The 18,311-nt window shown below is 61.7% G+C and carries 24 protein-coding genes; all 24 read left to right on the forward strand.

Going from position 1 to position 18,311, the window contains the following annotated elements; genetic code table 11:
• Positions 1–103 precede the first annotated feature (103 nt).
• The 24 genes from J3485_RS01595 (at position 104) to rplR (ending at position 18,304) form a co-directional block, all read left to right on the forward strand.
• Positions 104–2,929 (forward strand): hypothetical protein, encoded by a 2,826-nt coding sequence (locus J3485_RS01595; protein ID WP_206950866.1) that lies wholly within the window; start codon positions 104–106, stop codon positions 2,927–2,929.
• A 143-nt stretch (positions 2,930–3,072) separates the two neighbouring features.
• On the forward strand, positions 3,073–4,920 hold the full coding sequence (gene recQ, locus J3485_RS01600; protein ID WP_206950867.1) for a DNA helicase RecQ: 1,848 nt from the start codon (positions 3,073–3,075) through the stop codon (positions 4,918–4,920).
• A 254-nt stretch (positions 4,921–5,174) separates the two neighbouring features.
• The gene (gene rpsL / locus J3485_RS01605; RefSeq protein ID WP_006998493.1) at positions 5,175–5,555 is read left to right on the forward strand and encodes a 30S ribosomal protein S12; all 381 of its coding nucleotides are present in this window, start codon (positions 5,175–5,177) and stop codon (positions 5,553–5,555) included.
• 160 nt (positions 5,556–5,715) lie between these two features.
• Entirely contained in the window at positions 5,716–6,186 is a 471-nt protein-coding gene (gene rpsG, locus J3485_RS01610; RefSeq protein WP_006053291.1) for a 30S ribosomal protein S7, read from the forward strand.
• A gap of 122 nt (positions 6,187–6,308) precedes the next feature.
• Positions 6,309–8,411 (forward strand): elongation factor G, encoded by a 2,103-nt coding sequence (gene fusA, locus J3485_RS01615; RefSeq protein ID WP_206950868.1) that lies wholly within the window; start codon positions 6,309–6,311, stop codon positions 8,409–8,411.
• Between the two features lie 44 nt (positions 8,412–8,455).
• Entirely contained in the window at positions 8,456–9,646 is a 1,191-nt protein-coding gene (gene tuf, locus J3485_RS01620; protein WP_206950857.1) for an elongation factor Tu, read from the forward strand.
• A gap of 161 nt (positions 9,647–9,807) precedes the next feature.
• Positions 9,808–10,119, forward strand: a complete 312-nt coding sequence (gene rpsJ, locus J3485_RS01625; RefSeq protein ID WP_006998489.1) for a 30S ribosomal protein S10 — start codon at positions 9,808–9,810, stop codon at positions 10,117–10,119.
• A 231-nt stretch (positions 10,120–10,350) separates the two neighbouring features.
• Entirely contained in the window at positions 10,351–11,010 is a 660-nt protein-coding gene (rplC, locus tag J3485_RS01630) for a 50S ribosomal protein L3 (protein WP_206950869.1), read from the forward strand.
• Positions 11,010–11,630, forward strand: a complete 621-nt coding sequence (rplD, locus tag J3485_RS01635) for a 50S ribosomal protein L4 (RefSeq protein WP_206950870.1) — start codon at positions 11,010–11,012, stop codon at positions 11,628–11,630. Before rplC ends, rplD begins: the two co-directional genes overlap by 1 nt.
• Positions 11,627–11,941, forward strand: coding sequence for a 50S ribosomal protein L23 (gene rplW, locus J3485_RS01640; RefSeq protein WP_085228319.1), 315 nt, complete (start codon positions 11,627–11,629; stop codon positions 11,939–11,941). The genes rplD and rplW overlap by 4 nt, the downstream gene beginning before the upstream one ends.
• 2 nt (positions 11,942–11,943) lie before the next feature.
• Complete coding sequence (rplB, locus tag J3485_RS01645; protein ID WP_206950871.1) at positions 11,944–12,771, forward strand: 50S ribosomal protein L2; 828 nt, start codon at positions 11,944–11,946, stop codon at positions 12,769–12,771.
• A 10-nt stretch (positions 12,772–12,781) separates the two neighbouring features.
• On the forward strand, positions 12,782–13,057 hold the full coding sequence (gene rpsS, locus J3485_RS01650) for a 30S ribosomal protein S19 (protein ID WP_042623627.1): 276 nt from the start codon (positions 12,782–12,784) through the stop codon (positions 13,055–13,057).
• A gap of 12 nt (positions 13,058–13,069) precedes the next feature.
• Positions 13,070–13,399, forward strand: coding sequence for a 50S ribosomal protein L22 (gene rplV, locus J3485_RS01655; RefSeq protein ID WP_004199272.1), 330 nt, complete (start codon positions 13,070–13,072; stop codon positions 13,397–13,399).
• Positions 13,400–13,410: 11 nt separating this feature from the next.
• Positions 13,411–14,223: a 30S ribosomal protein S3 gene (gene rpsC, locus J3485_RS01660; protein WP_206950872.1), complete on the forward strand. Its 813-nt coding sequence runs from the start codon at positions 13,411–13,413 to the stop codon at positions 14,221–14,223.
• 2 nt (positions 14,224–14,225) lie between these two features.
• A complete protein-coding gene (gene rplP / locus J3485_RS01665; RefSeq protein WP_115537029.1) occupies positions 14,226–14,642 on the forward strand; it encodes a 50S ribosomal protein L16 in 417 nt (138 codons plus the stop codon).
• Between the two features lie 10 nt (positions 14,643–14,652).
• A complete protein-coding gene (gene rpmC / locus J3485_RS01670; protein ID WP_075159014.1) occupies positions 14,653–14,847 on the forward strand; it encodes a 50S ribosomal protein L29 in 195 nt (64 codons plus the stop codon).
• Positions 14,844–15,116, forward strand: a complete 273-nt coding sequence (gene rpsQ / locus J3485_RS01675) for a 30S ribosomal protein S17 (protein WP_206950873.1) — start codon at positions 14,844–14,846, stop codon at positions 15,114–15,116. The genes rpmC and rpsQ overlap by 4 nt, the downstream gene beginning before the upstream one ends.
• Positions 15,117–15,407: 291 nt before the next feature.
• Positions 15,408–15,776 (forward strand): 50S ribosomal protein L14, encoded by a 369-nt coding sequence (gene rplN, locus J3485_RS01680; RefSeq protein WP_206950874.1) that lies wholly within the window; start codon positions 15,408–15,410, stop codon positions 15,774–15,776.
• A gap of 9 nt (positions 15,777–15,785) precedes the next feature.
• Positions 15,786–16,094, forward strand: coding sequence for a 50S ribosomal protein L24 (gene rplX, locus J3485_RS01685; RefSeq protein ID WP_206950875.1), 309 nt, complete (start codon positions 15,786–15,788; stop codon positions 16,092–16,094).
• A 17-nt stretch (positions 16,095–16,111) separates the two neighbouring features.
• Positions 16,112–16,651: a 50S ribosomal protein L5 gene (rplE, locus tag J3485_RS01690; RefSeq protein WP_206950876.1), complete on the forward strand. Its 540-nt coding sequence runs from the start codon at positions 16,112–16,114 to the stop codon at positions 16,649–16,651.
• A gap of 7 nt (positions 16,652–16,658) precedes the next feature.
• Positions 16,659–16,964 carry a 30S ribosomal protein S14 gene (gene rpsN / locus J3485_RS01695; protein ID WP_085228311.1) on the forward strand — a complete coding sequence of 102 codons (306 nt, stop codon included), beginning with the start codon at positions 16,659–16,661 and terminating at the stop codon, positions 16,962–16,964.
• A gap of 14 nt (positions 16,965–16,978) precedes the next feature.
• Positions 16,979–17,374 carry a 30S ribosomal protein S8 gene (rpsH, locus tag J3485_RS01700; protein WP_206950877.1) on the forward strand — a complete coding sequence of 132 codons (396 nt, stop codon included), beginning with the start codon at positions 16,979–16,981 and terminating at the stop codon, positions 17,372–17,374.
• Between the two features lie 21 nt (positions 17,375–17,395).
• Positions 17,396–17,926: a 50S ribosomal protein L6 gene (gene rplF, locus J3485_RS01705; protein WP_206950878.1), complete on the forward strand. Its 531-nt coding sequence runs from the start codon at positions 17,396–17,398 to the stop codon at positions 17,924–17,926.
• 12 nt (positions 17,927–17,938) lie between these two features.
• Positions 17,939–18,304 (forward strand): 50S ribosomal protein L18, encoded by a 366-nt coding sequence (rplR, locus tag J3485_RS01710; protein ID WP_206950879.1) that lies wholly within the window; start codon positions 17,939–17,941, stop codon positions 18,302–18,304.
• The last annotated feature ends 7 nt before the right edge of the window (positions 18,305–18,311 follow it).

The following is an 18,311-nucleotide window of genomic DNA, read 5'->3' on the forward strand; positions in this document are numbered from 1 at the left end:
TGAGCGGCACGTCTTCGGATTTCCGGTGCGACGTCGCGCCCGGTATCCAATCATGGAGGCTACTCAATCCAACAAAGCATTCCCTTGCAGGAGGTATGAAGCGATGAGCGATCTCCACGGCGTGTCGATCGGAGCGACTTCCGAACCGGAAGAAATCGAAGACCCGCAGACGCAGACGAACAATCCGCCGGTGCAGAGTACGTCGTCGCGCCAGAACGTCGGCACGTTCGGGGCGATTTCGTCGCGCAACACTTCGCAAGCGGCGGGGACCACGGGGCAGAGCGGAATTCGACGCAGTGGCGCCTTGCCGCAGATCGGCGCCGCGACATTTCAGCGTCGCCATTCATTGAGCGCGACGGATACCGCCGGCATTCACGAAGAAATCAGCGTCGACGCGCGTCGGGTGGCGACGGAATTCAGCAGGATGATGGGGCTGAATGCGCCGATCGACACGACGAGCGCCGATACGACCCTGCAAGGGCATGCGCAGCGCTTGACGACGATCGCGCAAAGCATCCATCACGCATTCGACGCGATGGGACAGATGAATGCGTCCGGCGGCCAGCGATTGATCATGCAGCCGCCGCCCGATACGCCGGAGATTCGAGCCGCTCAGGCGAATCTAACCACGAGGACCCAGCGCGCCGACACCTTGGAAGGCGACGCGCAAACGCTGCGAACCGCTGCTACGGAACTGAGAGGTGTGGCAACGCAGCGCGGCGAGCTGGCGCAGACCTTGGGCGGCGAAAGACGCGAGGCGCAGCGCGAGGCAGCGGACAAGCACAAGGCGGCTAGCGATGCGGAAACGGCGGCAGCGAAGGCCGACGGCGCTGCGACCGCCAAAGATGGCGAAGCCGCCGACGCCGAGAAGAAAGCCAAGGCGGCGAGCGAAAAGGCCGAGACGCTCGGGAACGAAGCGGGCGGCGCCGAGAAGGCGGCGCAAACCGCACAGTCGAGCGCGAGCGAGCAATCGAAGGAGGCCGACAAGGCAGAGCGCGAAGCGGGCGACGCGCACAAGCAGGCGACGACGAAGTCCGACGCCGCCGACCGTGCTGAAGAGGGCTCGGGTCAGCTACGCGAGCAGGCACAGGCGGCTGCCGCGGCGGCGCAGAAGGCACCGGAAAAGGAACGCCCCGCCGCGCTTCAGACCGCACGCGAAGCCGATGCGCGGGCCACGCAAGCCGAGACGGCAGCCAAGGAGCAAAGAGCGCAGGCGCAGGAGGCAGCCAAGCGGGCCGAGCAATTGGATGCGCACGCCGCCGGCCTGCGCGAACAAGCGGGACAACGGCAAACCGACGCCAACAAAGCAAAGGCGCATGCACAAACCGTGCGCTCGGCGGCCGACGAAGCCGGCAACGACGCCGAAACACTGAAGGCCACCGCGAAGGAGATACGCGGCGAAGCGACGTCGCTTCGGTCCGGAGCCGATGCGCTGGCACGGAAAGTCGGGCCGCTCGAAGCGGCTGCCGGCAAAGCGAAGCGTGAAGCCCAGAAGGCCGAGCAGAAGGAAACCACGGCGCTCGAAGAAGCGCAGGACGCCGACGACGAGGCGACGCAAGCCGAACAGGATGCCGACGAGGCGGAACGTACCGCTCGCACGGCGCGCGACGAGGCGAATGTCGCAGGGCAGGCATTGCGAGACGCGATCGCCAACGCGCCCGTCCCGAGCGGCAGCGATCGGCCGGCGTCGGCGCCCGAGAACGCGGGCAATCAAACGAGCGCGACTACGACGACCCCTGCCGATACGGCGGCACGCACGGGCAACACCGCTGCCGCGACCGGCGCGGCCACGCGCTCGACGATGGACACCATCGCGCAGTGGGCGCGCAGTTCGGCGAACGTGGTCGGCCAGCAGGCGGTGGCGGTCGGCATCACGACGGCGCTGCGCGAAGCGGTCGGCGCCGGCGTCGAGGCGCTCTTGACGCACACGAATGCGAGCGACGAGGCGAAGGCCGGCATTGCCGGCGGCCTCTACGGCGCCGTGATTTTGTCGAACCTGATGACAATGCTCTACAACGAGCGTCAAGGCATCGGCACGCCCGTCACGCACGCCGGCAACATCGCGCAGATCGTCTCGCTGTCGGCGGCCGTCACCGCGGCGGCGGCCACCGGCACGCTCAAGGATCTCGTGCCGAGTCTCATGAAGACGTTCATGTACTCGGGCGGCCGTGACACGACCAACCTGTACATGCCGCTCGGCGACAACATACCGACCGAAGGCAAGGCGAACCCGCTCACGGTGCAAGCGGTCAATTCGGCGTTTTTCTATGCGGCCAATCAGATGCTCGTCAACAGCATCCAAAGCTTCCATGGCCTATCGGGCGCTGGGCTCGTCGATGCGATGCACGACAACACGACCGATCCGAATACGCACGAAGCGGAGACGCTGCGCAGCGGTTTCGCCTCGCTCGCGACGTACGTCGTCGGCAACCTCGCCGGCGAAACCGCTGATCAGTTCGCGGGCCGCATGCTCACCAACGCGATGAGCGGCGGCAATCTGGCCGATCTGCAGATCACGCTGACACCGCCCGCGTGGCCCGGCGCGGAGAAAGCGTTCGACACTTTCAGCTCCGACGGCGTGTCGCGAACCTCGATCTTCTACACCGTGTACGGGCTGACGGCCGCCATCGATCCGAAGATCACGGCGCCGCATCTCGGCGAGGCAGGGGCGTCGTGGCTGCAGAACTGCGTCGGCGGCGCGTTCATCGCGCTGCTGTGTCTACCCGCTGCGATGACCGCGATGAAGAAGGCGCGGAACGCATTTGGCGGCGGCCGCACGGCGCGGCTCGGAGAGGAGGAGGGCGCCGCCCGATTCACTTCGCTGACGACGCCGACGAACTCCCCGCCGAGGCAAACGGGCGAAGCCATCCCGATGCGCAACCGAGGCGGCGGCAACAACGTGCAAGGATCGTCGGGCGAGCGCGCCTAGGCGTCTTTGGCGCAACGCCGCCGGCCGCGCACGTCGCACCGCTCGATCGGCTGAATGGCCAACGCGCGTCGAGCGGGCATCGCCGCACGCGGATGGGTTGGTAGAATGGCGCCCATCCGCCGTTTGCCGTATCGATCCCCTACATGTCGCGTGCTCTAGCCATTCTCAATGAAGTCTTCGGTTATCCCGTTTTCCGAGGGCAGCAGCGCGACATCGTCGAGCACGTCGCCGGCGGCGGCGACTGTCTCGTTCTGATGCCCACGGGCGGTGGCAAATCGCTCTGCTACCAAATTCCATCGCTCGTGCGGCGCGAGGCGGGGCTCGGAGCAGGAATCGTCGTTTCGCCGCTGATCGCGCTGATGCAGGATCAAGTAGCCGCGCTCACGGAGCTCGGCGTGCGCGCGGCGTATCTGAACTCCACGCTCACCGGCGCCGAAGCGGCGGCGACGGAACGCGCGTTGCGCGACGGCGACCTCGATCTGCTCTATGTCGCGCCCGAGCGGTTGATGACACCGCGCTTTCAGGAACTGCTCGAGCGCGCGCGCATCGGCCTGTTCGCGATCGACGAAGCGCATTGCGTCTCGCAATGGGGGCACGATTTCCGTCCCGAGTACATGCAGCTCTCCGTGCTGCACGAGCGTTTTCCGTCGGTGCCGCGCATTGCGCTGACGGCCACCGCCGACGCCATTACGCGCGACGAAATCGTTCATCGCCTCGCGCTCGACGAAGCGCGCGTGTTCGTCTCGAGCTTCGATCGGCCCAACATTCGCTATCGCATCGTCGAGAAAGACAACGCGCGCTCGCAACTGTTCGACTTCATTCGCGCCGAGCACACGAACGACGACGGCACGACCGATGCCGGCGTCGTCTATTGCCTCTCGCGCCGCAAGGTCGAGGAAACGGCCGATTGGCTGAAGACCAAAGGCGTTCACGCGCTGCCGTACCACGCCGGCATGGATTTCGAAACGCGGCAGCGTCATCAGGAACGCTTTCAGCGAGAAGAGGGCGTTGTCATTTGCGCGACGATCGCGTTCGGCATGGGCATCGACAAACCCGACGTGCGCTTCGTCGCGCACCTCGATTTGCCCAAGAGCGTCGAGGGCTATTACCAGGAGACGGGGCGGGCCGGCCGTGACGGTTTGCCCGCCAATGCATGGATGGCGTATGGCCTCGGCGACGTCGTCCAGCAACGCAAGATGATCGACGAATCGGAGGCCGACGAAACGCACAAGCGCGTGCAGACGAGCAAGCTCGATGCGCTGCTTGGCTTGTGCGAGACGGCTGCTTGCCGGCGGGTGCGTCTGCTCTCGTATTTCGGCGAGGCGAGCGAGCCCTGCGGCAATTGCGACACGTGTCTCGAGCCGCCCGCGACCTGGGATGCGACGCGTGAGGCGCAGATGGCGCTGTCATGCGTGTTTCGCGCGCACCGCGCGAGCGGGTTCCATTTCGGTGCCGGCCACTTGGTCGATATTCTGCGCGGCAACCGCACGGAAAAGGTACGTGAACGCGGGCACGATACGCTGAGCACCTTCGGCATCGGCGCGAGCCTTGCGGAACCGGAGTGGCGCGGCATATTCAGGCAGCTCGTCGCCTACGGCTATCTCACCATCGATCACGACGGCTTCGGCGCATTCATGCTGACCGAAGCGAGCAAGCCCGTGCTCAAGGGCGAAGCGACGGTTACGCTGCGCCGCTACGTGAAACCTGCGCGCACGCGCCAGGCATCCTCGCGTACCGGCGAACGCGCCGATCCGACAGCCGGCCTCGGGCCGCGCGAGCGTGCGCGCTGGGAGCGGCTGCGCGCGTGGCGCACCGATACGGCCAAGCGCGACGGCGTGCCGGCCTACGTGATCTTTCACGACGCCACACTGGCCGAGATCGCGCGTTCTGCGCCCGACTCGATCGACGATTTGCGCCACATTCCCGGCATCGGGGCGCGCAAGCTCGAACGTTTCGGCGACGAGCTACTCGAGGTCGTCGCCGCCGATTGAGCCCGCCTGAGCCCGCCTGAGCGCGTGCCGCACGCAAACTATTGACGCGCTTGATCTTTTTGAAATATCATGCTGGGTTCCTGTTCTTGGCTCCTTGGTCGAGGTGCGTCCACGCGTGGGTATGTGTGGGTATGCGTAGATATTGCGTGGGTGGCCGGGCCTAGGTTTAGGCTAAGCAGGAAGTTTGACACGCATCGCGAGCCGCTTTGCCCGGCTGGCGGTGTGGTGTTTTTGTTCAATTTCGGGAATACACAATGCCAACCATCAATCAACTGGTTCGCAAAGGCCGCGCGTCGGAAACGACGAAAAGCAAGAGCCCGGCCTTGCAGGACTGCCCTCAGCGTCGTGGCGTGTGCACGCGTGTGTACACGACGACGCCGAAGAAGCCGAACTCAGCGCTCCGTAAGGTCGCCAAGGTTCGTCTGACGAACGGCTTCGAAGTCATTTCGTACATCGGTGGTGAAGGCCACAACCTGCAGGAACACTCGGTCGTGCTGATTCGCGGCGGCCGTGTGAAGGATTTGCCGGGTGTGCGTTACCACATGGTCCGCGGCTCGCTCGATACGCAGGGCGTCAAGGATCGTAAGCAAGCTCGCTCGAAGTACGGTGCGAAGCGCGCTAAGGCGGGCAAGTAATTCGCCTGTCTCGGTAGTTTAGGCGGTGGTGCCGGAATCGCCGGTGCTGTCGAGTAAGTGGTCACCCGGCCAAGCTGGTTAGTCGTCAAAGATGGATCGGGTTAGTTGGTGGCCGCGGGGCTCCTGGTTGGGCTCCAACTGAAAAGTCAAAGGAAGAAACATGCCGCGTCGTCGCGAAGTTCCCAAGCGGGAAGTGTTGCCGGATCCGAAGTTCGGTAACGTTGATGTAGCTAAGTTCATGAACGTGCTGATGCTCTCGGGCAAGAAGTCGGTGGCCGAGCGTATCGTTTATGGCGCTTTCGAACAGATCCAGACCAAGGGTGGCAAGGACCCGCTGGAAGTGTTCACGGTGGCGCTCAACAACGTCAAGCCGGTGGTGGAAGTGAAGAGCCGCCGCGTTGGCGGGGCGAACTACCAAGTTCCGGTCGAAGTGCGTCCGTCGCGTCGTATGGCATTGGCGATGCGTTGGTTGCGCGAGGCCGCGAAGAAGCGCAGCGAGAAGTCGATGGCTCTGCGTTTGGCCGGTGAGTTGTCGGAAGCCGCGGAAGGCCGCGGCGGCGCGATGAAGAAGCGCGACGAAGTCCACCGGATGGCGGAAGCCAACAAGGCGTTCTCGCATTTCCGTTTCTAAGCCTCGGCTTAGCAGCAGCGGAAAAAATTCCGGGCGGGTGCGCTTATCGAGCGCCTCGCCCGTTTGTGTTAGAGCGCGAAGACAAACGAAACGTCTTCGCGCTATCCCAATAGAGGATCAAAGTGGCTCGTAAGACACCTATCGAGCGCTACCGCAACATCGGTATTAGCGCTCACATCGACGCCGGCAAAACGACGACGACCGAGCGCATCCTGTTCTATACGGGCGTGAACCACAAGATCGGTGAAGTTCACGATGGCGCAGCGACGATGGACTGGATGGAGCAGGAGCAAGAGCGCGGCATCACCATCACGTCCGCCGCCACCACGGCCTTCTGGAAAGGCATGGGCGGCAACTATCCGGAGCACCGGATCAACATCATCGACACGCCGGGGCACGTCGACTTCACGATCGAAGTCGAGCGCTCGATGCGCGTGCTCGACGGCGCGTGCATGGTTTACTGCGCGGTCGGCGGCGTGCAGCCGCAATCGGAAACGGTGTGGCGCCAAGCGAACAAGTACAAGGTGCCGCGTCTCGCGTTCGTCAACAAGATGGACCGTACCGGCGCGAACTTCTTCAAGGTCTACGACCAACTGAAGACGCGCCTGAAGGCGAATCCGGTACCCGTCGTGGTGCCGATCGGCTCGGAAGAAACCTTCAAGGGCGTCGTCGACCTCTTGAAGATGCGCGCGATCATTTGGGACGAAGCGTCGCAAGGCACGAAGTTCGACTACGTCGACATCCCCGCCGAGCTCGTCGATTCCTGCAACGAGTGGCGCGAGAAGATGATCGAATCGGCCGCCGAAGCTAGCGAAGAGCTGATGGAGAAGTACCTCGGCGGCGAGGAGCTGACGGAAGCGGAAATCGTCAAGGCGCTGCGTGACCGTACGATCGCCTGCGAAATCCAGCCGATGCTGTGCGGCACCGCGTTCAAGAACAAGGGCGTGCAGCGCATGCTCGACGCCGTGATCGACTTCCTGCCGTCGCCGGTCGACATTCCGCCGGTCAAGGGCGAGCTCGAAAACGGCGACGCGGCCGAGCGCAAGGCCGCCGACGACGAGAAGTTCTCGGCGCTCGCGTTCAAGATCATGACGGACCCGTTCGTCGGTCAGTTGATCTTCTTCCGCGTCTACTCGGGTGTCATCAATTCGGGCGACACGGTCCTGAATTCGACGAAGGACAAGAAGGAGCGTCTGGGTCGTATTTTGCAGATGCACGCGAACCAGCGCGAGGAAATCAAGGAAGTGCGCGCGGGCGACATCGCGGCTGCCGTGGGCCTGAAGGAAGCGACGACGGGCGACACGCTTTGCGATCCGCAGCATCCGATCGTGCTCGAGCGCATGGTGTTTCCGGAACCCGTGATCTCGCAAGCCGTCGAGCCGAAGACGAAGCCTGACCAAGAAAAGATGGGCATCGCGCTGAACCGCCTCGCGCAGGAAGATCCGTCGTTCCGCGTCCAAACGGACGAGGAATCGGGGCAGACGATCATCTCGGGCATGGGCGAGCTGCACCTCGAAATTCTGGTCGATCGCATGAAGCGCGAGTTCGGCGTGGAAGCGACGGTCGGCAAGCCGCAGGTGGCGTATCGCGAAACGATCCGCTCGAAGGCATCCGATGTCGAAGGCAAGTTCGTCAAGCAATCGGGCGGTCGCGGCCAGTACGGTCACGCGGTCATCACGCTCGAACCGAACGAGCAAGGCAAGGGCTACGAGTTCCTCGACGAGATCAAGGGCGGTGTCATTCCGCGTGAATACATCCCCGCGGTCGACAAGGGTATCCAAGAAACGCTCAAGAGCGGCGTGCTGGCGGGCTTTCCTGTCGTCGACGTGAAGGTGCACCTGACGTTCGGTTCGTACCACGACGTCGACTCGAACGAAAATGCGTTCCGCATGGCCGGTTCGATGGCGTTCAAGGACGCAATGCGCAAGGCGAGCCCCGTCATCCTCGAACCGATGATGGCTGTGGAAGTCGAAACGCCGGAAGACTACATGGGCAACGTGATGGGCGACCTGTCGGGCCGTCGCGGTATCGTCCAGGGCATGGAAGACATGGTTGGCGGCGGCAAGATCGTTCGCGCCGAGGTGCCGCTGTCGGAAATGTTCGGCTACTCGACGTCGCTGCGCTCCCTCACGCAAGGTCGTGCGACGTACACGATGGAGTTCAAGCATTACGCCGAAGCGCCGCGCAATGTCGCCGACGCGATCATCAGCGCGAAAGCGAAGTAAGCCAACCGGCTTTTTCATCGACTACTTTTTGAAAGAAGAGAATCATGGCTAAAGGTAAATTCGAACGGACCAAGCCGCACGTGAACGTGGGCACGATTGGTCACGTGGATCATGGCAAGACGACGCTGACGGCGGCGATCACGACGGTGCTGACGGCGAAGTTCGGCGGTGAGGCGAAGGCCTACGATCAGATTGACGCGGCACCGGAAGAAAAGGCGCGCGGCATCACGATCAACACGGCGCACGTCGAGTACGAAACGGCCAATCGCCACTACGCACACGTGGACTGCCCGGGCCACGCCGACTACGTGAAGAACATGATCACGGGTGCGGCGCAGATGGACGGCGCGATCCTGGTGTGTTCGGCAGCGGACGGCCCGATGCCGCAAACGCGCGAGCACATCTTGTTGGCCCGTCAGGTGGGCGTGCCCTACATCATCGTGTTCCTGAACAAGTGCGACATGGTGGACGACGCGGAGCTGCTCGAACTGGTGGAAATGGAAGTGCGCGAGCTGCTCTCGAAGTACGACTTCCCGGGCGACGACACGCCGATCATCAAGGGTTCGGCCAAGCTGGCGCTGGAAGGCGACAAGGGCGAGCTTGGTGAAGTGGCGATCATGAACCTGGCCGACGCGCTGGACTCGTACATCCCGACGCCGGAGCGCGCGATCGACGGTGCGTTCCTGATGCCGGTGGAAGACGTGTTCTCGATCTCGGGCCGCGGCACGGTGGTGACGGGTCGTGTCGAGCGCGGTGTGGTGAAGGTCGGCGAGGAAATCGAAATCGTCGGGATCAAGCCGACGGTGAAGACGACGTGCACGGGCGTGGAAATGTTCCGCAAGCTGCTGGACCAAGGTCAAGCGGGCGACAACGTGGGCATTTTGCTGCGCGGCACGAAGCGCGAAGACGTGGAGCGCGGCCAAGTGTTGGCCAAGCCCGGTTCGATCACGCCGCACACGCACTTCACGGCTGAAGTGTACGTGCTGAGCAAGGATGAGGGCGGGCGCCACACGCCGTTCTTCAACAACTACCGTCCGCAGTTCTACTTCCGTACGACGGACGTGACGGGCTCGATCGAGCTGCCGAAGGACAAGGAAATGGTGATGCCGGGCGACAACGTGTCGATCACGGTGAAGCTGATCGCCCCGATCGCCATGGAAGAAGGTCTGCGCTTCGCCATTCGCGAAGGTGGCCGTACCGTCGGCGCAGGTGTCGTCGCTAAGATCATCGAGTAAAATCGACGGTTTGGCAGTACGCGCAACACAGGCAGTACGAGCAATATCGTAGCAAAACGTGCCCGGGCTCGGGTGCAACGCCTCCTGGCTAAGCGCCCGAGCCCACGTTCTTTTCCTAATCCGGCGGCGCAAAGCTGCCTCGCTCTTTCGAAGGAATCGTCATGCAAAACCAGAAAATCCGTATTCGTCTCAAAGCGTTCGACTATCGTCTGATCGACCAATCGGCAGCCGAGATCGTCGACACGGCGAAGCGGACTGGTGCGATCGTTCGCGGCCCGGTGCCCCTGCCGACCCGCATCCAACGTTTCGACATCCTGCGCTCGCCGCACGTCAACAAGACGTCGCGCGATCAGCTCGAAATCCGTACGCACCAACGCCTGATGGACATCGTCGACCCGACGGACAAGACCGTCGACGCGCTGATGAAGCTCGATCTGCCGGCCGGCGTGGACGTGGAAATCAAGCTGCAATAAGGTTTGCGCCGCCTCGGTCCCTGGGTCGAGGCGGTAAGTCTTTGATTGCTTGCGGAAAACGGAATGCCTCGCTATAATGCAAGGCTTTTCGCGTATTTGCGTAAAAAGTCAGTGCCAGTTCGTGCGCGGCGATGCGCGCACAAAGCAGTGCGGCTCGCAGCCTGCGAGCCTCCTGGCACCGACATTTTGTAAATTAGCCCCGGCCAATCGCAGTCGGGAATGGAGAAAACGATGAGCCTTGGACTTGTAGGTCGCAAGGTTGGCATGACCCGTATCTTCACGGCGGATGGGGACTCGATTCCCGTTACCGTGCTGGACGTGTCCGACAACCGCGTGGCGCAGATCAAGACCGTTGAAACGGATGGCTATACGGCCGTTCAAGTTGCATTCGGTGAGCGTCGCGCCTCGCGCGTGACGAAACCGTTGGCAGGTCACCTCGCCAAAGCCGGTGTGCAAGCCGGTGAAATTCTGAAGGAATTCAAGATTGACGCCGCAAAGGCTGCCGAGCTGTCCGCCGGTGCCGTGATCGGCGTTGACATCTTCGAAGTCGGCCAAAAGATCGATGTGCAAGGCGTATCGATCGGTAAGGGCTACGCCGGCACGATCAAGCGCTACAACTTCGCCTCGGGCCGTGCCTCGCACGGTAACTCGCGTTCGCACAACGTGCCGGGTTCGATTGGTATGGCGCAAGATCCGGGTCGCGTGTTCCCCGGCAAGCGCATGACGGGTCACATGGGTGACGATACCGTTACGGTGCAAAACCTCGAAATCGCTCGCATCGACGCCGATCGCAAGCTGCTGCTCGTCAAGGGCGCAGTGCCTGGCGCGAAGGGCGGCAAAGTTTTCGTGACGCCGGCAGTGAAGACGCGTGCCGCGAAAGGAGCGAAATAATGGAACTGAAGCTCCTCAATGCTAATGGTCAAGAAGGCGCAGGCGTGAACGCGTCGGACGTCGTGTTCGGCCGTGACTACAACGAAGCGCTGATTCACCAAGTCGTGGTGGCTTATCAAGCCAATGCCCGCAGCGGCAATCGCGCGCAGAAAGATCGCGAGCAAGTCAAGCACACGACGAAGAAGCCGTGGCGCCAGAAGGGTACGGGTCGTGCTCGTGCCGGTATGTCGTCGAGCCCGTTGTGGCGTGGCGGTGGTCGGATTTTCCCGAACTCGCCCGAAGAAAACTTCTCGCACAAGGTCAACAAGAAGATGCATCGTGCAGGCCTCTGCTCGATCTTCTCGCAGCTTGCCCGCGAAGGGCGTCTGTCGGTCGTTGAGGACATCGTCCTCGAAGCGCCGAAGACGAAGCTGCTGGCCGAAAAATTCAAGGCCATGGGTCTCGAGTCCGTGCTGGTCATCACCGACACGGTCGACGAGAACCTGTATCTCGCGTCGCGCAATCTGGCCCACGTGGCCGTTGTCGAGCCGCGTTACGCCGATCCGCTGTCGCTGATCTACTTCAAGAAAGTGCTGATCACGAAGGCAGCGGTCGCCCAGATCGAGGAGTTGCTGTCATGAGCGAGATTCGCAAGAACGATCATCGTTTGATGCAGGTCCTGCTCGCGCCGGTGATCTCCGAAAAGGCGACGCTGGTGGCCGACAAGAACGAGCAAGTCGTGTTCGAAATCGCCCCCGACGCGACGAAGCAGGAAGTGAAGGCCGCCGTTGAGCTGCTGTTCAAGGTGGAAGTCGATTCCGTCAACGTGCTGAACGTGAAGGGCAAAGCCAAGCGCTTTGGCCGTTTCATGGGCAAGCGCAAGGACGTGAGGAAGGCGTACGTCTGCCTGAAGCCCGGCCAGGAAATCAACTTTGAAGCGGAGGCCAAGTAATCATGGCAATCGTGAAAGTTAAGCCGACTTCGCCGGGTCGCCGCGCGATGGTCAAGGTGGTCAACAAGGATTTGCACAAGGGCAAGCCGCATGCTGCGCTGCTCGAGGCGCAGAGCAAGGCTGCCGGCCGTAACAACAACGGCCACGTCACGACGCGTCACCAAGGTGGCGGTCACAAGCAACACTACCGCGTCATCGATTTCCGTCGCACGAAGGATGGAATTCCGGCCAAGGTCGAGCGTCTCGAGTACGACCCGAACCGCAGCGCGAACATCGCGCTCGTGCTGTACGCCGACGGTGAACGTCGCTACATCATCGCGTCGAAGGGCATGACGGTTGGTCAACAACTGATGTCGGGCTCCGAAGCGCCGATTCGTGCGGGCAACACGCTGCCGATCCGCAACATTCCGGTCGGTACGACGATTCACTGCATCGAGATGCTGCCGGGCAAGGGCGCGCAAATCGCGCGTTCGGCCGGCACCTCGGCGATGCTGCTGGCACGCGAAGGCACCTACGCGCAGGTTCGTCTGCGTTCGGGCGAAATCCGCCGCGTGCATATCGAGTGCCGCGCGACGATCGGCGAAGTGGGCAACGAAGAGCATAGCCTGCGCCAAATCGGTAAGGCTGGCGCGAACCGCTGGCGCGGTATCCGCCCGACGGTGCGTGGCGTCGCGATGAACCCGGTCGACCACCCGCACGGTGGTGGTGAAGGCCGTACTGCTGCAGGCCGCCATCCGGTGAGCCCGTGGGGCCAGCAGACGAAGGGCTATCGCACCCGTCGCAACAAGCGCACGACGACGATGATCGTCCAGCGCCGTCACAAGCGTTAAGGAGTAGGCAATGGCACGTTCTGTTAAAAAAGGTCCGTTCTGCGACGCCCATTTGCTGAAGAAAGTTGAGGCGGCTGCAGCTACGCGCGACAAGAAGCCGATCAAGACCTGGTCGCGTCGCTCGACGATCCTCCCGGATTTCATCGGTTTGACGATCGCCGTGCACAACGGCCGTCAACACGTTCCGGTGTACATCTCGGAAAACATGGTCGGCCACAAGCTTGGCGAGTTCGCACTGACCCGGACGTTTAAGGGTCACGCGGCCGACAAGAAGGCCAAGAAATAAGGGGCAATCAAGATGGAAGTGAAAGCAATTCATCGCGGTGCCCGCATCTCGGCGCAGAAAACGCGCCTTGTGGCCGACCAGATCCGCGGTTTGCCGGTCGACAAGGCGCTGAACGTCCTGACGTTCTCGCCGAAGAAAGCGGCCGGCATCGTGAAGAAGGTCGTGCTGTCGGCGATCGCGAATGCGGAGCACAACGAAGGCGCCGATATCGACGAGCTCAAGATCAAGAGCATCTACGTCGACAAGGCTGCCTCGCTGAAGCGGTTCACCGCGCGCGCTAAAGGCCGCGGCAATCGCATCGAGAAGCAATCCTGTCACATCACAGTGACGGTCGGGAATTAAGGGGTCATACGATGGGACAGAAAATTCATCCGACTGGCTTCCGTCTGGCCGTCAGCCGCAATTGGGCTTCGCGTTGGTACGCGAACAACAACAATTTCGCGGCGATGCTCCAGGAAGACATCGGTGTACGTGAATACCTGAAGAAGAAGCTGAAGAACGCTTCGGTCGGTCGCGTCATCATCGAGCGTCCGGCAAAGAACGCGCGCATCACGATTTTCAGTTCGCGTCCGGGTGTCGTCATCGGCAAGAAGGGCGAGGACATCGAGCAGCTCAAGTCCGAGTTGCAAAAGCGCATGGGCGTGCCCGTGCACGTGAACATCGAAGAAATCCGCAAGCCGGAAACCGATGCGCAGTTGATCGCCGATTCGATCACGCAGCAGCTCGAGCGTCGGATCATGTTCCGCCGCGCGATGAAGCGTGCGATGCAAAACGCGATGCGTCTGGGCGCACAAGGTATCAAGATCATGAGCGCCGGCCGTCTGAACGGCATCGAGATCGCGCGCACGGAGTGGTATCGCGAAGGTCGCGTGCCTCTGCATACGCTGCGTGCCGACATCGATTACGCGACGTCGGAAGCGAAGACGACGTACGGCATCATCGGCGTGAAGGTGTGGGTCTACAAGGGCGACACGCTCGGCCGTAACGATGCGCCGGTCGCCGAAGAAGCGCCGGAAGAAAAGCGTCCGCGCCGCAACGCGCGTCCGGGCGATCGCCGTCCCCGTCGTGACGGTGAAGGTGGCGCGCCGGCAGGTGCTCGCCGTGGCGCGCCGCGTCGCGGCGCCGCCGGCGGCAAGCCCGAAGGCGACGGCAAGACTGGAGAATAACGATGCTGCAACCGAAACGCAGGAAGTATCGCAAAGAGCAGAAGGGTCGCAACACCGGTGTGGCAACGCGCGGCAACGCCGTGTCATTCGGTGAATTCGGCCTGAAGGCTATCGGTCGCGGCCGTCTGACCGCGCGCCAAATCGAAGCGGCGCGTCGTGCCATGACGCGTCACATCAAGCGCGGCGGCCGCATCTGGATCCGCATTTTCCCGGACAAGCCGATCTCGCAAAAGCCGGCTGAAGTACGGATGGGTAACGGGAAGGGTAATCCTGAGTACTACGTCGCCGAGATCCAGCCGGGCAAAATGCTGTACGAAATGGATGGCGTAACCGAAGAGTTGGCGCGTGAAGCGTTCCGTCTGGCTGCAGCGAAGCTGCCGCTGAAGACGGCGTTCATCGTTCGTCAGCTCGGCGCCTAAGGAGTAAATGATGAAGGCTTCCGAACTTCACCAAAAAGACAAGGCCGCGCTCAACAAGGAGCTGTCGGACCTGTTGAAAGCGCAATTCGGCCTGCGCATGCAACTCGCGACGCAGCAGCTCACGAACACGAGCCAGCTGAAGAAGGTTCGTCGCGACATCGCACGTGTGCGGACCGTCCTGACTGAGAAGGCGAACCAGAAATGAACGATAGCGTGAAAACCTCGCTCAAGCGGACGCTGATCGGCAAGGTCGTCAGCAACAAGATGGACAAGACGGTCACGGTGCTCGTCGAGCACCGCGTGAAGCACCCGATCTACGGCAAGTATGTCGTGCGCTCGAAGAAGTACCATGCGCATGACGATGCGAACACGTTCAACGAGGGCGACCTCGTTGAAATCCAGGAAACGCGTCCGATCTCGAAGACGAAAGCCTGGACGGTGTCCCGCCTTGTCGAAGCCGCGCGTGTAATCTAAAGGCGGCTAGGTAGTAGAAGTCGTTGAAATCGCAATAGATTTCGCTTGCAAGGCCGAGATTGTTTGATATAATCTCGGTCTTCCCTCTTTATGGGATCCGCTGCGGACGAAGTGGAAGGGAAGCGGAAGGGCGCCAGCCTGCTCCGAAGCATCACTCGATTGCGATGGCGGTTTCGTGTGCCGTCGCTGCTGTTCCAACCCAAGCAGCCAAGCAGCAGCGCGGCTGACGGGACCAAGACTGACCGGCTGAACCATGGTGGTGCAGGCGGATTAAGTTGGGAAAGATAAACCATGATCCAGACCGAATCTCGGCTTGAAGTGGCCGACAACACGGGTGCACGTGAAGTCATGTGCATCAAAGTGCTCGGCGGCTCGAAGCGTCGTTACGCCAATATCGGCGACATCATCAAGGTGAGCGTCAAAGAGGCAACGCCGCGCGGGCGCGTGAAGAAAGGCGAAATCTACAACGCCGTGGTGGTTCGCACTGCTAAGGGCGTGCGTCGCCAAGACGGCTCGCTGATCAAGTTCGACGGCAATGCCGCCGTCCTGTTGAATGCCAAGCTCGAGCCCATCGGCACCCGCATTTTTGGGCCGGTCACGCGTGAGTTGCGTAGCGAACGGTTCATGAAGATCGTTTCGCTGGCCCCCGAAGTGCTGTAAGGAGTCGCGATGAACAAGATTCGCAAGGGTGACGAAGTCGTCGTCATCACCGGCAAAGACAAAGGCAAGCGCGGTGTCGTGCTCGTCGTCGCCGAAGAACACGTGACGGTGGAAGGCATCAATCTCGTCAAGAAGCACGTCAAGCCGAACCCGATGAAGGGTACGACGGGTGGCGTGGAAGCGAAGACGATGCCGCTGCACATTTCGAATGTCGCGCTTGTCGACGCGAACGGCAAAGCCTCGCGTGTGGGCATCAAGGTCGAGGAAGGCAAGAAGGTTCGCTTCCTGAAGACGACCGGTGCCGTGCTGAGCGCCTGACGCTGCGGAGTATAAAAATGGCTCGTTTGCAAGAGTTTTACAAAGAGAAGGTCGTTCCCGGCCTCACCGAGAAGTTCGGTTACAAGTCGATCATGGAAGTGCCGCGCATCACCAAGATCACCCTGAACATGGGTCTTGGCGAAGCCGTCGCCGACAAGAAGATCATCGAAAACGCCGTTGGCGATCTGACGAAGATCGCAGGTCAAAAGCCGGTTGTGACGAAAGCTCGCAAGGCAATCGCGGGCTTCAAGATCCGCCAAGGCTACCCGATCGGTGCGATGGTCACGCTGCGCGGCCGCGCGATGTACGAATTCCTCGATCGTTTCGTCACGGTGGCCCTGCCGCGCGTGCGCGACTTCCGTGGTGTTTCGGGGCGTGCGTTCGATGGCCGCGGCAACTACAACATCGGTGTGAAAGAGCAGATCATTTTCCCCGAAATCGACTACGACAAGATCGACGCGCTGCGTGGGCTGAACATCAGCATCACCACGACCGCGAAGACCGACGAAGAAGCCAAGGCACTGCTCGCCAGCTTCAAGTTCCCGTTCAGAAACTGAGGTTACCGTGGCTAAACTGGCACTGATCGAACGTGAAAAGAAGCGCGCCCGCCTGGCGGCGAAGTTCGCTCCGAAGCGTGAAGCGCTGAAGGCGATCATCGACGACCAATCGAAGTCGGAAGAAGAGCGCTACGCAGCCCGTCTCGAGCTGCAACAACTGCCCCGTAACGCGAACCCGACGCGCAAGCGCAACCGCTGCGCCATCACGGGTCGTCCGCGTGGCACGTTCCGCAAGTTCGGACTTGCGCGTAACAAGATTCGCGAAATCGCATTCCGCGGCGAGATCCCCGGCCTGACCAAGGCGAGCTGGTAATAGGAGAAACATAAATGAGCATGAGTGATCCTATCGCCGATATGCTGACTCGCATCCGCAACGCGCAGATGGTCGAGAAGGTTTCGGTGACGATGCCCTCGTCGAAGGTCAAGGTGGCGATTGCCCAAGTCCTGAAGGACGAAGGCTATATCGACAACTTCGCAGTGAAGTCGGACGGCGCGAAGTCGGAATTGAACATCGCGTTGAAGTACTACGCCGGACGCCCCGTGATCGAGCGCCTCGAACGCGTTTCGAAGCCCGGCCTGCGCGTGTACCGCGGTCGCAATGACATTCCGCAGGTCATGAACGGCCTCGGTGTGGCGATCGTTTCGACGCCCAAGGGTGTGATGACTGATCGCAAGGCCCGCGCCAATGGCGTCGGCGGCGAAGTCATCTGCTACGTCGCTTAACGCCGAAAGAGGAGAAGAAATATGTCTCGAGTAGGTAAAAGCCCGGTCGCGCTCGATGGCGCCGAAGTGAAGGTCACCGACGACCTCATTACGGTGAAGGGCCCGCTCGGCACGATTTCGCAAGCGCAAAACAAGCTCGTGAAGATCGTCGTCGATGGCACCGTTCTGAAGTTCGAGCCGGTGAACGACAGCCGTGAAGCGAACGCGATGTCGGGCACGATGCGCGCGATTGTCGCGAACATGGTGCGCGGCGCGACGAAGGGTTTCGAGCGTAAGCTCAACCTCGTCGGCGTTGGTTATCGTGCGCAAGCGCAAGGCGACAAGCTGAACCTGTCGCTGGGTTTCTCGCACCCCGTGGTGCACCAAATGCCGGAAGGCGTGAAGGCTGAAACCCCGTCGCAAACGGAAATCGTGATCAAGGGGATCGACAAGCAGAAGGTCGGCCAAGTCGCTGCCGAAGTGCGCGGCTACCGTCCGCCTGAGCCTTATAAAGGCAAGGGCGTGCGCTATGCCGACGAGGTGGTGATCCTCAAAGAAACGAAGAAGAAGTAAGGGTGCGCAATCATGGATAAAGCTCAATCTCGCCTGCGCCGCGCTCGTCAGACGCGTATCAAGATCGCCGAACTGCAGGTCGCGCGCCTTGCCGTGCATCGCACGAACACGCACATCTACGCGCAAGTGTTCTCGCCTTGCGGTACCAAGGTGCTCGCCAGTGCATCGACGCTCGAAGCTGAAGTGCGCGCGCAATTGGCCGACCAGTCGGGCAAGGGCGGCAACATCGCCGCCGCCACGCTGATCGGCAAACGTATCGCTGAAAAAGCCAAGGCTGCCGGCGTCGAATCCGTCGCCTTCGATCGCTCGGGCTTTCGCTACCACGGCCGCGTGAAAGCGCTGGCCGATGCGGCGCGCGAAGCCGGGCTCAAGTTCTAAGGAAGAA

The organism is Trinickia acidisoli (assembly GCF_017315725.1).
GTDB lineage: Bacteria > Pseudomonadota > Gammaproteobacteria > Burkholderiales > Burkholderiaceae > Trinickia > Trinickia acidisoli.

Coding starts and splice junctions, on each gene's coding strand:
- J3485_RS01595 (WP_206950866.1), top strand. CDS start 104: ATGAGCGATCTCCACGGCGTGTCGATCGGAGCGACTTCCGAACCGGAA.
- recQ (WP_206950867.1), top strand. CDS start 3,073: ATGTCGCGTGCTCTAGCCATTCTCAATGAAGTCTTCGGTTATCCCGTT.
- rpsL (WP_006998493.1), top strand. CDS start 5,175: ATGCCAACCATCAATCAACTGGTTCGCAAAGGCCGCGCGTCGGAAACG.
- rpsG (WP_006053291.1), top strand. CDS start 5,716: ATGCCGCGTCGTCGCGAAGTTCCCAAGCGGGAAGTGTTGCCGGATCCG.
- tuf (WP_206950857.1), top strand. CDS start 8,456: ATGGCTAAAGGTAAATTCGAACGGACCAAGCCGCACGTGAACGTGGGC.
- rpsJ (WP_006998489.1), top strand. CDS start 9,808: ATGCAAAACCAGAAAATCCGTATTCGTCTCAAAGCGTTCGACTATCGT.
- rplC (WP_206950869.1), top strand. CDS start 10,351: ATGAGCCTTGGACTTGTAGGTCGCAAGGTTGGCATGACCCGTATCTTC.
- rplD (WP_206950870.1), top strand. CDS start 11,010: ATGGAACTGAAGCTCCTCAATGCTAATGGTCAAGAAGGCGCAGGCGTG.
- rplW (WP_085228319.1), top strand. CDS start 11,627: ATGAGCGAGATTCGCAAGAACGATCATCGTTTGATGCAGGTCCTGCTC.
- rplB (WP_206950871.1), top strand. CDS start 11,944: ATGGCAATCGTGAAAGTTAAGCCGACTTCGCCGGGTCGCCGCGCGATG.
- rpsS (WP_042623627.1), top strand. CDS start 12,782: ATGGCACGTTCTGTTAAAAAAGGTCCGTTCTGCGACGCCCATTTGCTG.
- rplV (WP_004199272.1), top strand. CDS start 13,070: ATGGAAGTGAAAGCAATTCATCGCGGTGCCCGCATCTCGGCGCAGAAA.
- rpsC (WP_206950872.1), top strand. CDS start 13,411: ATGGGACAGAAAATTCATCCGACTGGCTTCCGTCTGGCCGTCAGCCGC.
- rplP (WP_115537029.1), top strand. CDS start 14,226: ATGCTGCAACCGAAACGCAGGAAGTATCGCAAAGAGCAGAAGGGTCGC.
- rpmC (WP_075159014.1), top strand. CDS start 14,653: ATGAAGGCTTCCGAACTTCACCAAAAAGACAAGGCCGCGCTCAACAAG.
- rpsQ (WP_206950873.1), top strand. CDS start 14,844: ATGAACGATAGCGTGAAAACCTCGCTCAAGCGGACGCTGATCGGCAAG.
- rplN (WP_206950874.1), top strand. CDS start 15,408: ATGATCCAGACCGAATCTCGGCTTGAAGTGGCCGACAACACGGGTGCA.
- rplX (WP_206950875.1), top strand. CDS start 15,786: ATGAACAAGATTCGCAAGGGTGACGAAGTCGTCGTCATCACCGGCAAA.
- rplE (WP_206950876.1), top strand. CDS start 16,112: ATGGCTCGTTTGCAAGAGTTTTACAAAGAGAAGGTCGTTCCCGGCCTC.
- rpsH (WP_206950877.1), top strand. CDS start 16,979: ATGAGCATGAGTGATCCTATCGCCGATATGCTGACTCGCATCCGCAAC.
- rplF (WP_206950878.1), top strand. CDS start 17,396: ATGTCTCGAGTAGGTAAAAGCCCGGTCGCGCTCGATGGCGCCGAAGTG.
- rplR (WP_206950879.1), top strand. CDS start 17,939: ATGGATAAAGCTCAATCTCGCCTGCGCCGCGCTCGTCAGACGCGTATC.